Source organism: Sphaerisporangium sp. NPDC004334 (genome assembly GCF_053602655.1).
On the sequence record NZ_JBSGDZ010000036.1, the window covers coordinates 58983 to 72221 of the forward strand.

At 70.7% G+C, this 13239-nt stretch carries 12 protein-coding genes; 2 read left to right on the forward strand and 10 right to left on the reverse strand.

What is annotated here, in order from left to right; all coding sequences use genetic code 11:
- Positions 1–21: 21 nt before the first annotated feature.
- Entirely contained in the window at positions 22–888 is an 867-nt protein-coding gene (locus ACWEN6_RS35140; RefSeq protein WP_452576362.1) for a hypothetical protein, read from the reverse strand.
- Between the two features lie 195 nt (positions 889–1083).
- On the opposite strand from ACWEN6_RS35140, the gene ACWEN6_RS35145 reads away from it, so the two are divergent.
- The gene (locus tag ACWEN6_RS35145; protein ID WP_452576372.1) at positions 1084–1701 is read left to right on the forward strand and encodes a murein hydrolase activator EnvC family protein; all 618 of its coding nucleotides are present in this window, start codon (positions 1084–1086) and stop codon (positions 1699–1701) included.
- Positions 1702–1956: 255 nt separating this feature from the next.
- Here ACWEN6_RS35145 and dprA read toward each other — a convergent pair whose 3' ends face one another.
- Positions 1957–3087, reverse strand: coding sequence for a DNA-processing protein DprA (dprA, locus tag ACWEN6_RS35150; RefSeq protein WP_452576363.1), 1131 nt, complete (start codon positions 3085–3087; stop codon positions 1957–1959).
- Positions 3088–3816: 729 nt separating this feature from the next.
- Between dprA and ACWEN6_RS35155 the strand changes: the two genes are divergently transcribed.
- Positions 3817–4149: a hypothetical protein gene (locus tag ACWEN6_RS35155; protein WP_452576364.1), complete on the forward strand. Its 333-nt coding sequence runs from the start codon at positions 3817–3819 to the stop codon at positions 4147–4149.
- A gap of 61 nt (positions 4150–4210) precedes the next feature.
- Here ACWEN6_RS35155 and ACWEN6_RS35160 read toward each other — a convergent pair whose 3' ends face one another.
- From ACWEN6_RS35160 to rplS, 8 genes are all read right to left on the reverse strand, one after another.
- A complete protein-coding gene (locus ACWEN6_RS35160; protein ID WP_452576365.1) occupies positions 4211–5758 on the reverse strand; it encodes a YifB family Mg chelatase-like AAA ATPase in 1548 nt (515 codons plus the stop codon).
- Entirely contained in the window at positions 5759–6112 is a 354-nt protein-coding gene (locus ACWEN6_RS35165) for a YraN family protein (protein ID WP_354842211.1), read from the reverse strand. It abuts the gene before it with no gap.
- 334 nt (positions 6113–6446) lie between these two features.
- Positions 6447–8648 carry a CehA/McbA family metallohydrolase gene (locus ACWEN6_RS35170; protein ID WP_452576366.1) on the reverse strand — a complete coding sequence of 734 codons (2202 nt, stop codon included), beginning with the start codon at positions 8646–8648 and terminating at the stop codon, positions 6447–6449.
- Between the two features lie 508 nt (positions 8649–9156).
- Positions 9157–9480, reverse strand: coding sequence for a DUF2469 domain-containing protein (locus ACWEN6_RS35175; RefSeq protein WP_012888569.1), 324 nt, complete (start codon positions 9478–9480; stop codon positions 9157–9159).
- A gap of 39 nt (positions 9481–9519) precedes the next feature.
- Positions 9520–10215: a ribonuclease HII gene (locus tag ACWEN6_RS35180; protein ID WP_452576367.1), complete on the reverse strand. Its 696-nt coding sequence runs from the start codon at positions 10213–10215 to the stop codon at positions 9520–9522.
- A 130-nt stretch (positions 10216–10345) separates the two neighbouring features.
- Positions 10346–11140, reverse strand: coding sequence for a signal peptidase I (gene lepB, locus ACWEN6_RS35185; protein WP_452576368.1), 795 nt, complete (start codon positions 11138–11140; stop codon positions 10346–10348).
- A 150-nt stretch (positions 11141–11290) separates the two neighbouring features.
- Positions 11291–12112 (reverse strand): signal peptidase I, encoded by an 822-nt coding sequence (gene lepB, locus ACWEN6_RS35190; protein ID WP_354842198.1) that lies wholly within the window; start codon positions 12110–12112, stop codon positions 11291–11293.
- Between the two features lie 268 nt (positions 12113–12380).
- Positions 12381–12746 (reverse strand): 50S ribosomal protein L19, encoded by a 366-nt coding sequence (gene rplS / locus ACWEN6_RS35195; protein ID WP_354842196.1) that lies wholly within the window; start codon positions 12744–12746, stop codon positions 12381–12383.
- Positions 12747–13239: the final 493 nt, after the last annotated feature.

Genomic DNA, 13239 nt, shown 5'->3' on the forward strand with positions numbered 1-13239 from the left:
CCCTGCTCCCGGCCCAGCAAGTCACCGCACTGCCGCCTCCCCCGGCCGCAACAGTGAAATCACTGCCGCCCCCGGCCCAACCGATCGCACCACCATCACCAGATCAATGACATCACCGCCAGCCGAACCGGTCGCACCTCCGTCACCGCTCCCGGCCGAACCGGTCGCCACACCGTCATCGCCCTGGGCCAAGCCAGGGACACCACCGTCACCGCCTCTGACCACATCAGTGATAGCGCTCTCAACGCCCCGGACCGAGCCGATGACGGGACTTCGAGCAAGGGGACTGAGACCGATGAGAGGGAGCTCTTCCACGGCTCTGCCCTGTGGATGCGACCGCCACTGCGCGCGGCTCCGCATGGCGGCCGCGCATCCCCCTGCCCGGGTCACCACATCCTCCACGTCCAAGGCCGCGCGCCCGGCGCAAGCGGCGACCACGGAGGCCCTGTCCGCACCTCGGGGCGACTCCAGCGCGTGCAGCACGGCGTCCCGATGATGATCGAAGTTGCAGTGCAGACGGACCCATCCGCCGTCGGCCGTGCGATAGTCCCCGGACAGCGGCGCCCAGAGCTCGGGAGTCGTCCCGTCGATGCGGAAATACCGCTCGTCCCGGAACGCGACCGCCGCCTCCCGCACGTCGACCGCCACCTCCCCCGACGCGGCCCCGGCCACCGTCTCCGGCTTCTGCGACCAATACGTCGCGACGGCGCTCGTCACCGCACCGACGCAGGCGGCCGCGGCCGCCCCGACCCGGAACACGGAGGGAAGGATCGGATCATCGCCGACCACACGCACTGCCGGCAGGTCCATCCCGACCTCCGCCGCCAGGCCACCGATGATCTCTCTGGCCTCCACCGCTCCCCCTGACTCCACCACAACGCCGGCCACAGACCCGGCGTACTCACCGCACTCGCGCGGTTATGCACAGAATCCGATTCAGCCACACCATGACGGCCTCCTCCAGGTCAGTCTCCTGCCATGCGCCCTTCGACCACCCGCCTGGCCCTGACCTTCCTCACCGTCGTCATCGCCGCATCCGCGTCCCCGCCCCACCCGCAAGTCGCCCCAACCGCCGCCACCGCCATGGCCCTAGGAACCACCTCGACCACCCCGCCGTCCCCGACGACCCGGCCCACCTCGGCGGCCCCGTCGTCCCCGACCCGCCCCACCTCGGCCGTCTCGCCGCCCCTCGCCACCCAACCCGGCTCGGCCGCCTCGCCGCCCTCGGCGCCGGGTGGAACGGCGTCCTCAGACGCCCCTGGTGATCAGGCCCGGTGGGTTCCGCCTGTGCAGGGTCACGTCAGGGTGTTGCGCCATTTCGCTCCCCCAGCGCGGCCGTGGCTCGCCGGACACCGAGGAACCGATCTCGCCGTACGCCCCGGACAGCGGGTGAGGGCGGTGGGCCCCGGCATCGTCGGCTACGCGGGGCCGTTCGCCGGTCGTGGCGTGGTGATGATCGTGCATCCGAACGGGCTGCGCACGACGTACCTACCGGTGCGCGCGAAGGTCCGGCGTGGACAGAGGGTGACGCTCGGCCAGACCATCGGCACCGTCGAAGCACCCACCTCCCACTGCGCGTCCCCCTGCCTGCACTGGGGCCTGATCGACAAGTGGCGCTACCTCGATCCACTGCTCCTTGTCGCCCACGGCCAAGTACGACTCCTCCCCCACTGGCCCACAGACACCCCCACCCGACCATGACCAGCAAGATGAGCTGAAGCGGCTCAAGGTAGAGATAACGCTTCAGGGGGCGCCATTCGGTCAAGGTGGAAACTCGACTGCTTCCGTCACGTGACCTCGCCGAGCACCTTCCCCAGGCCGATCAACGCGGACACCCCGGACCAGCCTCCCGTCACGCGGAAGCGGAGCCGACCCCCGCCCAGGCGCGTCAAGGTGGACGCCCCCTCATCTTCTGTCATATGACGGTGTGGAGGGTGTCGGTGCAGGTCGCCGGGGTTAGCGCTCGTTTCGAGCAATGCGGCGGAGGCGCCAGCCGCGGTCTGAGCGTTCGACATATCCCGCCGCCGCCAGGGCTCCGAGGCGACTGAGAACGGTTGCGAGATCCACGCCGGCGGCTACGGCTATCGTCGCAGGCCCGGCTCCTGACCTCGCCGGCACCGCCTCCAGCACGGCCCGAGTCTCCTCATCAAGGCGGTCGCGAGGCAGCACCGGTCCCCGAGGCTCGGGGGCGAGGTCATCACCGATGGCACCGACCAGCTCGATCACGTCCCTTGCCGAGGTGACGCAGACGGCCTCGGCTCTGCGGATCAGCCGGTGACACCCCGCGGACATCTCGGAGGTGACCGGACCCGGCACCGCGGCGAGATGCCTGTGGAGAGCGCCCGCGTGCGCGGCGGTGTTCAACGCTCCACTGCGCAGAGCCGCCTCTACGACGACGGTGCCTCGGGACAGCGCCGCGATCACCCGATTGCGGATGAGGAAGCGCGGCCGGGTGGGGCGGACCCCGGGCGGGCACTCGCTCACGATCACCCCCTTCCTGCGTACCGCCGCGAACAGATCATGGTTGGCGGCGGGGTAGACGATGTCGATGCCGCACGCGAGTACGGCGATGGTCGGGGCCGAGCCGGCCAGGGCGCCGCGGTGCGCGGCGGCGTCCACCCCATAGGCGCCTCCCGAGATGACGCTCCAACCCCCCTCCGACAGGTCGGCGCTCATCTCCGCCGAGACGTGAGCGCCGTACGGCGTGGCCGCGCGGGAACCGACCATCGCCACCGAACGAAGGCAGGAGAACCGGAGATCCGCGTCTCCGCGCAGCCAGAGGGCGACAGGACGTTCAGGTCCGAGATCGTCGAGTTGGGTCGGCCACTCCAGGTCTCCGGGAACGATCAGGCGTGCGCCCAGCCGTTCGCCCTCGTCGAGGTCGGCCAGCGGATCGGCCGCCTGAAGCCTGGCCTGCCACGCCCTGAGGTGACGGTCCACATCCGGTGGTCTGCTCCTGCCGGAGGCCATCTCATCGACGAAGCAGGGATCGAGCCGCCCCCGTCGCACCTGCCCCAGCGCGCCCTCGGGCCCGTAAGCGGCGACCAGCCTGCCCATGAGACCGTCACCCGCGTCGGAGATACGCATCAACGTGACCCTCGCCAGCCTCCCGGGACCACGCTGGTAGGAGGTGCCCTTACCGCCTCTCCCCGGAGAATCACCCTGGCGACCGGGGAACGACCGACCGACCAGGGACTCACCAGCGCCTCCACTGACGACCCCGGCCGGTACAGCCGAGATGACGGCTCCGCCCCCAGGCGACACAGACAGCTCGACCGTTCCCTCCGCAGAGGGCACGGATGAGAGGACGGTCCCATCACGTGGCGGTCGGGAAGGCCCCCTGATGTCCCCGGCGGTCGGCATTGTGAGGGCGGTGTCCGCCTGGGACCGCGCGGGGGCCGCGGTGACCGGCGCGGGCGACCGGGCATCCGCGGAGATGACTTCGGCCGGCACGGAGGATGCCGCGGCGACTCCCGGCGGCGTGCCGGCGGCTTGTGGCACATCCACGGCTCGGGTCGCTTCGGTGGCCGATGAACCGCCGCCCCCAACGCTGCGCGACCCGAGCTCCACATCGGTGGTACGCAGGGCGACATCTCCGTCGGCATGGAAAGGCCTCGCATACAGAGGGGAGTCCGGGACGGGTGGTCTGCCAGAGCAGAAGGCGGAGGGCTGGTGAAGATCCCCAGGTCTCTGAAGATCGATCTGTTGCTCGGCAGCGGCGGGTGGTGGCAGATCGGCGGGTGAGGGCAGCGCGAGACGCGACTGGAGCGCCTCAGGCGGCTGGAGCGCGCCGGATGGTCGCACCGCGTCCGGCGATTGGGTGGCATTCCGCAGTTCAAGGCCACCTGGCGGCGCGACATCACCCCTCGTGCCGAAGACATCCGCAGGTTCTCGCGCATCACGCAGGTCCAGATCATCCGACGGTGCGACACCACCCCCCGCGCTGGACGCGACCGGCGGTTCAAGGGCATCACGCAGGGCGAGATCGTCTGGCGGTGCGACACCAACCCGCGCGCCGAAGGGGGCCGGGGGGTCGAGAGCATTCTGCGGGTCGAAGGTGGCCGGTCGTTGCTGGGGGCTTGGTGGTTCGGGGTCGTCATGCGGGTCGGGGAGGTGGCTGGAGGGTTGGAGTGCGCCGGGTGGATGTGAGGGCGGGAGGGGGTTGGGGATGGGCATTGGGGCCTCTGGAGGGGAGAGGAGGAAGGAGGGGTTAGTCGGTGCCCAGCCATAACGCGAGGGCGGCGGTGGTATCTCGGAGCTCGGGGCGGTCTTTGCCCACAAGGTCGGCGAGGGTCCAGGACAAGCGGATGACGCGGTCGAGACCTCGGGCGCTCAGTTCGCCGGTGTCCAGGCAGCGGTACAGGGGGGACATCGCCGGAGCGGCGAGGCGGTAGTCGGCGTGGAGTGCCGCCGTGGGGATCTCTGCGTTGCATCTCCACGGAGTGCCCGCGAGCCGCTTGAGCGTGCGCTCGCGGGCCAGCGCCACCCGTTCGGACACCACGGCACTCGGTTCGATGAACTGACGGTCGGACAGCAACTCACGCCGGGTCGATCGCGTGAGCTTGACCTTGACGTCTATGCGGTCGACGAGCGGCCCGGAAAGCCGGGCCAGATAGCGTCGCCGCTGGTGGGGCGTGCACTGACAGGGACTTTCGGGGGTTGACGGCTGGGCACAGGGACAGGGATTGGCGGCCAGCACCAGCATGAACCGGGCGGGAAAGGTGACCGTGCCGATGGCCCGTGCGACGGTGACCTGCCCGGACTCCAGCGGCTGCCGGAGCGAGTCGAGCACGCGCGCCGGGAACTCGGGTGCTTCGTCCAGGAACAGCACACCGCGGTGGGCGAGGGAGACGGCGCCCGGCCGGATGACGCCGCTTCCACCACCGACGATCGCCGCGACGGTGGCGGTGTGGTGCGGCGCCATGAACGGCGGGTGCCGCAGCAGCGGGCGTCCCGGCGGCAGGGTGCCCGCGACCGAGTGGATGGCGGTGACCTCCAGCGCCTGGTCGCGATCGAGGGGTGGCAGCAGGGTGGGCAGACGTTCGGCCAGCATCGTCTTGCCGGTGCCGGGCTGGCCGAGCATCCACAGGTTGTGGCCGCCGGCGGCGCACACCTCCAGAGCCCGGCGGGCCATGGCCTGCCCGGCGAGGTCGGCCAGATCGAGGGCCGGACCCTCGAATGCCCCGGGGGCGGCGCCCGGCGGGGGTTGCTCTGCCTCTCGCATGACCGGGAGGCATGCCTCGTCACCGCCGCGGAGGTTCTCGACCAACTCGGCGAGCGTGAGGACGGGCACCACGGTGACCCCGGGGACCAGGCATGCCTCCTCGGCGTTGGCCATGGGGACCACGACGCACTGCGCGCCGGCCTCCGCCGCGGCGAGCACGGCGGGAAGTACGCCTCGCACGGGCCGCACGGAGCCGTCCAGCCCGAGTTCGCCGAGGAAGAAGGGCGGTGCGACGCGTTGCCTGGGGATCACCCCGGCGGCGCCGAGCAAGGCGACCGCGATGGCCAGGTCGAACAGGCTGCCGCGCTTGGGCAGGCTGGCCGGGAACAGGCTGATGGTGACCCGTGCGTCCGGCCAGGGATATCTGCTGTTGATGACGGCCGAGCGGACGCGGTCGCGGGCCTCGCTGAGCGCGGTGTCCAGCATGCCGATCAGGTGGACGCCGGCGATGCCGCGGCCCACGTCGGCCTCGACCTCCACCACGTGGCCGCTCACGCCCACCAGCGCGACGCACCGCGTGCGAGCGACGGCCATCTACGACACCCCCCGGTCGTGCCTGATCGAGAACTCGCCGGCGAAACGCTCGAGGGCGATCACGTCGATGCGGATGGAGGAGAACCACTCGCTCTGGCCACTGAGCCAGCGGGCCGCGACCGTGCGGAGCTTGGCCAGCTTCGCCGCGGTCACCGCCTCGAAGGCGGAGCCGTGGCTGCGCCCGGAGCGGGTCTTGACCTCGACGACCACGAGGACCGGGCCCTCACGCCCGAGGATGTCGATCTCCCCCTCGGGACAGCACCAGTTGCGCTCGAGAATGCGCAGGCCCGCCGCCCGCAGATAGTCGACGGCGAGCTGCTCGCCGTGCCGTCCAAGCTCGTGTGCCATGGCCATGGGACCACCTCCGGCCCCGACCTTCGCGCACGCCGCCTGCCGCCCGGCTCGCCGAACGAGTTTCTGTGGACAGACCACGCCGCTGGTGGTGGGGTACGCGTCCACAGACGCCGAAGCGCGGAGAGAAATGTCCTGATACGCGGCTGATTTCCAATGCCGCGCCACGGCGAAACGACCCCGAATGATGATATTTGAGGCTATTTCGGGGCTGTGGACAGACGACGACAGTTCGCTGCTGTGGGCCAGGGCACAACTCAGCGCGCCACCGGCTTCGGCACTGGGGGTTGGCGTGGGGGCGATCTTTGAGGGGGTGGGCGTGGAGGATGGAGGAAGGTCAGGGGCGCAGGCGGGCGGCATAGACGCGTCTGGCTTCTTCGATCCGGCCGAGGTGGTCGTCGAGTTGCCCACTGGTGTCCAGGCGTGCCCGTTCTCGGATCAGTCGCTCGAGCCGGTCGAGCCACTCGAGGCACCAGTGGACGTCCTCGGCCCGGGCCACCCGCCGGCCGCGCACGTCCACGTAGACCGGGCTGGTGTGCGCGAACACGTGGGTGAACAGCGAGCGCGGGTGCGGGCCGCCCTCGGCGAGGGCGACGATGTAGGTGGGCTCACCGACGGTGAACTCAACGCTGAACTCGGCCGTGGAATCCGCGGTGGTGAGGTCTTCGGGCGGGCCCTCGGCGAGAATGCCGGTCGCGGTGCGGATCGTGAGTCGCTCGACCTCTGGTCCGATCACCCTGACCGTGACTCTCACCCGGTCGCCGAGGGCGCGGTCGATCGTGTCCCCGGGGTGGTGACCGTCCACGGTGAGCTCCAGGAAGGGCCCCGTGGTGGCGAACGTGCGTCCGCGCCGCACCGCGTCGGCGTAGGAGGCGGCGGTCAGCGGCCCGTCCACCTTGGCGTAGGTCCGCTCCCAGCCCAGCGGACTCGCCACCGGCTCGATCCGCTGACGGGTGAACGACAGCATCGAGTCGGTGCCCGCCACGGCGGCCAGCCGGTTGCCCGCGCCGAGCAGCCTCCGGTACACCGCCGACGATCCGGCGGCCGAGGAGAAGTGCAGCACTTCTATGCTGTCGACCAGGCCGAGCGCGGCGTCGACCACCGCCATCCGCGCCGTGCAGGCGGGCCGTCCAGTGCCGATGATGTCCTCCGGGGCATCGATCGGCGAGTGGAAGCAGTGCGCGTAGCCGACGATCGCGCCGAGGTCGTGGAGCTCCTCGCAGGCCGTGCTGGTGGGCGGCCAGTCGGCGGTGCCGTCGAACCCGCTGTGGTAGCGGGCCGGCGGGGCGGTCGGCCCGAAGGCGTGGAGGTGCCCGAACATGTCGTTGCGGTACTCGACGCCCATGCGGGCGATGTGGGTCGCGTCCGACCACGGCAGGTCCTCGCCCGCCCAGTGCTCCAGCGCCTCCCGGTCATAGACGCGCCGGCCGGAGACGTTCGCGGCGAGCAGGTTGAGCACGTGCAGGTCCTCGCCATGCTGCATGGCCGCCGCCATCGCCGGGGTGGCGACGACGTCCCCGGCGAAGTTGAGGTGGACGTGCAGGTCCGCGCCGTACCATCCCTTGGCCGCCGCGTCGTGGACCCGCGCCGGTCTCAACTCGACCAGCGTCTCCACGCAGGGCGCGACCACGGTCTCCCCGCGAGGGGTGATCATGGTCTCCGCGGAGTCGTATTCCATGCCTCGGGTCACGCGGACGGTCAGGGGCTCGGCGGGTACGTCGAGGGCGATGTCGTCGCCATGGAAGTACGGCACGTTGTGGTGGTCGTATCTGGCGGGGGCGCCCTCGGGGTACCAACCCTGGCCGCCGGCGCTCCATACACTCCACCGGCAGGGGAACCCGGCGCGGACCCGCAGCCGCGCCCGTGGGGCGAGACGGGTCAGATCGGACAGGTCGACCCGCTCAGCGCCGACCGTCACCTCGGTCGCGGTGTCGAGCTCGACCAGCCGGGCCCCGCCGGGGGCGACGCGGTGCGCTCGTCCGCCGACGCGGATCTCGGCCTCGGTCGCGCGGCCGTTGTCGATCAGCAGGGCCAGCGGGAGTGGCCTTCCGCCCGGTTCGAGCACGGTGCGCGGCCGGCCGTCCAGCCGATGGCCTCCGTGCGTGAGCCGCAGCACGGCCAGGCCATCGGGCAGGTCCCCGCCGAGCGGCTTCCCGTCGAGCGGCTTCCCGTCGAGCGGCTTCCCGTCGAGAGGCTTCCCGTCGAGCGGCTTCCCGTCGAGCGGCTTTTCGTCGAGCGATCCATTGATCGGCCTCCCATCGAGCGGCTCTCCGTGGAGCGCGTCCCTGAGCACCTCGTCGAAGTCCAGCTCGCGCAGGAGGGCCTCCTGCTCGGCGGCGGTGGCGTCCGGACACTCGGCTCGCACGCGGTCGGAGGCGGCCCGAGAGAACGCCTCGTCGTCGACGAACCGCGACGGGCTCATGGCCCTGACGTACGCGATCGGGGGCTCACCCCAGGTGATTCCGTGCTCGGCCAGCGCATCGCGGTACTCCCGCAGCGCCTTGGCCACGACCTGCGGAAGCAGGGGATCGTCGGTCAACTCGTCCTCCCGGGAACCGTTGTGCCGCAATGGTCACATCGACAGGAGGCGACCCGGCCGCAGGTCCCGGGAGACAGGTGAGGTTTCTTCCTCCCTCGGATCGCCTCTGTACAGCCGCGAGTCGCTGCCGGGATCCCCGGCGGCCGTACAGCCGTAGGAAGGCGACGCGCAGACAGCACACGGAGCGAGTTGCCTACTGCTGAAGTGCTGAGGTCGGTAGCCCCCCGCTCAGAGCCGGCACGGAAAGGCGTGTCCATGCGCGGGGGAGGGCGAGCGGCCCCCGTCGACGGCCAGACGCCGGCCGCCGGGAGGCCGGCGGCCCCGCGTGGTGGGGACAGATGGGCCGGCACTGGGCGCCGCGGCCGGGGTTCGACGATCGCCCCGCGCGGCACGGAAGACGCGACCAGCGCCAGGCCGGCAGCGGCCGGAATCGGCCGGTGGCCCCGCCGGGGCCGCGGGAGCGCGGCCGAGGAGGCGGGGTGAGGGGTTCGCCGGTGGTTCGCGGGTGTTAGTTGGAGAAGCCTTCCTTGGGCATCTCGAGGTCGGGCTTGGCCAGTTCTTCGACGTTGACGTCCTTGAAGGTGACTACTCGGACATTCTTGACGAAGCGGGCAGGGCGGTACATATCCCAGACCCAGGCGTCCTGCATCTTGACGTCGAAGAAGACATCGCCGTTCTCCGCCGTGCGGACGTCGAGATCGACGGAGTTGGTCAGGTAGAAGCGCCGCTCGGTCTCAACGACGTAGGTGAAGAGACCGACCACATCGCGGTACTCCCGGTAGAGCTGCAACTCCATCTCGGTCTCGTATTTCTCGAGATCCTCTGCGCTCATCCCGGTCCTCCACTTCCCTTCCTCCCCCGGTGCCGCCCATCAGAGGACACCGGCCCCCAATTCATTGTCGCCTATCTCGCCACCCGCTCCTGACCGCACCACCGAGTTCACCGTCACAAAGGAGAATCGATGATGCGGGCTGGGGCCGTGGGCGGCCAGAGCGCGCCGGTGACCGGCCGTGACGTATCCCTTGTGCTCGGCGAAGCCGTACTGGGGATAGAGATCGTCCAGCGAGGTCATCATGCGGTCCCTGGTCACCTTGGCGACGATGGACGCGGCCGCCACGCACGCCGAGACCTGGTCGCCCTTCCACACGGCCAACGACGGCGCGGGCAGGCCGGGCACCGGGAACCCGTCGATCAGAACGTACCCGAGATCACACCCGAGACCGGCGACGGCCCGCCGCATCCCGGCGATGTTGCACTTGTGCAGCCCACGTGTGTCGATCTCCTCGGGCGGTGTCACGACGACCTGCACCGCCCGGGCCGTGGCGAGGATGCGGTCGTACAGCACCTCGCGCCGGGCGGGGGTGAGGAGCTTGGAGTCGGCCAGGCCGTCGATCTCGGACCGCAGGACCACGGCGGCCACCACGAGCGGCCCGGCACAGGCGCCTCGGCCCGCCTCGTCCACCCCGGCGATCGGCGACAGCCCGCGCCGCGCGAGCGCCCGCTCGTAGCCGTAGAGCCCGGAGTCCCGCCGTACGACGCTCGGGCGCGGGCGGTAGGTGACGGTCATGAGGCGTGCGGCTCGGCGCCCCGCCGCGAGGGAACGGACCCGCGTGAGGGTCGGGCCCTTCGGCCGGAGAACGGCGATGCGAGCGCGACCATGAACACAAGCCTACGCCCCAATCGAAGGGAGGGGTACGTTATCGCACCTTTGCGAAGGTCTCCGGGACGGGGAGGGTGCCGACGCGGGACAGGGGCCAGTAGAGGGCGAAGGCCCTGCCGACCACGTCGCCGGTGGAGATCGTGCCGTGGTACCGGTTCTTCATGAACGCGCGGGAGTCCTCCGAGGCGGCCCGGTGGTCGCCCATCAGCCACAGCCGGCCCTTCGGCACGGTGATGTCGAAGTTCTCCTGGGAGGGGTAGTCCTGCGGGTTGAGGTAGGACCGCTCGTCGAGCGCGACGCCGTTGACGGTGATACGGCCCTTGGCGTCACAGCACTTGACGTGGTCGCCGCCGACGCCGATGACCCGCTTGATGAGCGTGGTGCCGTCCCAGCCCGTGAACACCACGACCTCACCGCGGTCGATGTCGCCGGTGATGCGGTTGACGACCACCCGGTCGTCGATCAGCAGGGTGTTCTCCATCGACTCCGACGGGATCCAGAAGGAGTCCAGGACGAACAGGCGCACCAGCACCGCGGCGAGGACCCCGATGAGCACCAGGACGACGGACTCGCGCCAGCCGGACTTCTTCTTCTCCTTCGCCACGCCGGGAGCGTCGGGAGCACCAGAAGCGCCGGGAGCGCCGGGAGCGCCGCCTTCGTCCGCGCCGCCGCCTGGGTCCGCGCCACCGGCCCCGTCCGTGGCCCCGGGGCCGTCCTCGGAGCCCTCGGCGGGCCTGGGGACGTCCTCGGCGGTGCCCCGGCCGGCGGGATCGGCGGAGTGCGGAGCGGGAGCCGGGTCGTGAGGGTCCGGATTGTCCTGTCTGACGCTCATCGGAATCGCGGGGCACCCTGGCGCCGGGAGGCCCGGGGAGAGCGGCCCTGTCTCCTTCGTCTTGGTCGGGGGGACGTCGGTGCGCGGCGCCCGGCCCCCCGCGTCAGAGCCGCGGGCGGAAACGGAGGCGGAGGCGGGCGCCGGAGAGGGTCAGCCGGCGCGGCCCCGGGCCCTGCGGACGACCCACCGGCGGCGCACCGCCAACAGCGGGAACGCCCCCGCGAAGCCCAGCAGCAGCGGCGCCGCGCCGTCCGCCATGGCGACGGTCTTCAGGGCGGCCTGGTTGAAGGTGTCGGGGATCGGCAGGGTGGTGGCGCGCGCGAACGGCCACACGATGACGAACGCCCGTCCGACGACCTTGTCCTTGGGGATGGCCCCGCCACCGGGGTCACCCTGGTGGGACCGCGAGTCGAGGGAGACCGAACGGTGGTCGCCCATGACCCACAGGCGGTCCTTCTCGACCTTGATCTCGAAGAACTTCTGCGAGGGCTGGTCGTCGGGGTACAGGTAGGCCTTCTCGTCCAGCGGGACGCCGTTGACCGTGATGCGCCCCTTGGCGTCGCAGCACTTCACCGTGTCGCCGGGCAGGCCGATGACGCGCTTGATGTAGTCCTTCTCGCCGGGGACCACCCCGAAGGCGGTGCCGACCCAGCGGAAGAAGCCCGCGACCGGGTTGGACGGATCGGGGACGTCGACCTCCGAGGCCCAGGAGTCGACCCCGGAGAACACCACGATGTCGCCGCGCTCGATGTCGCGCGTGTGGTAGACGAGCTTGTTGACCAGCACCCTGTCGTTGACGAGCAGGGTGTTCTCCATCGACTCCGACGGAATGTAGAACGCCTGGATCACGAAGCTCTTGATGATGAGCGCCAAGACCAGGGCGACCACTACCAGGACCGGGAGCTCACGCCAGAACGAGCCCTTTTTATCCTTGCCGCCCTTGGCGGACGGCTTGGTGTCTTCCGCGACCACGTCTACCTCGTCCCCGACGGGGCGGCGCGGACGCCGGCCCCCTGGCCATCGCTAGTCATCGCTGTCGAGCCTAAATGATGCGCGCTCCACGGCGGGTCGCCGACTCGGGATCACGTCCAAAGAAACTCCGCGTCCGAACAAGAGTGGACCCGGCGCCGGCCCGAAGGCCGACGCCCGGCGAGACGCCGCCGCAGGGTGCGAGTGGGCATGACTTCAGCGAAATGGCCCGCATCCCTGAGCGGGTGCGGGCCGTCGCGGTCGCCCGGCCTTACTTGGAGGTGGGCAGCGCGTCGCGCTTCTCGCGGATGCGGGCCGCCTTGCCGCGCAGGTCGCGCATGTAGTACAGCTTCGCCCGGCGGACGTCACCGCGGGTGACGACGTCGATCTTCTCGATGACCGGGCTGTGCACCGGGAAGGTGCGCTCGACGCCGACGCCGTAGCTCACCTTGCGGACGGTGAAAGTCTCACGGGCGCCGCCGCCCTGCCGGCGCAGCACGAAGCCCTTGAAGACCTGGATGCGGGACCGGTTGCCTTCGACGACGCGGACGTGGACCTCGAGCGTGTCGCCCGGGCGGAAGCTCGGGACGTCACTGCGTGTGGAGGCCTTCTCAAGCTCCTGGATCAGCGTGTGCATGACAGCGGTTCCTCGATTTTAGCGAGCGCCCGGAGGTCCGCCCGGCCATGCCAGAGGCACGGCGACGAGGAAGACACGAGCGCTGGGCTGGATACGTCCAAAGGCCGGGCCGTCTGCCCGGGCCGGCCACGCCAACCACAGGGCAGTTGGCAGCAGCGATTCAGTCTGCCATATCTTCCGCCTCGAAGCGAAACGAAGCGCGACCACCGCGCCGACGGCGAAGCGCGGCCACACGACCGCCCGCTGAGCGCGTCCACAGAGCCGACCGCGACAGAGCGCGACGGACGAGCCCAGCCGGCCGGAACGAAGGGGCACGGGCGAAGGGTACGGGCGAAGACCGGGCCGATCGACGTGAGGGCCGGCGGCAGGTGGTCGCCCTCAGGACGTCTCAGGGGGTTCGGGGACGACCGCGCCGCCACGACCCGTGGACGTTTCAGGGTGTTCGGGAACGACCGCGTCGCCATGACCCGTGGGCGTTTCAGGGGGTTCGGGG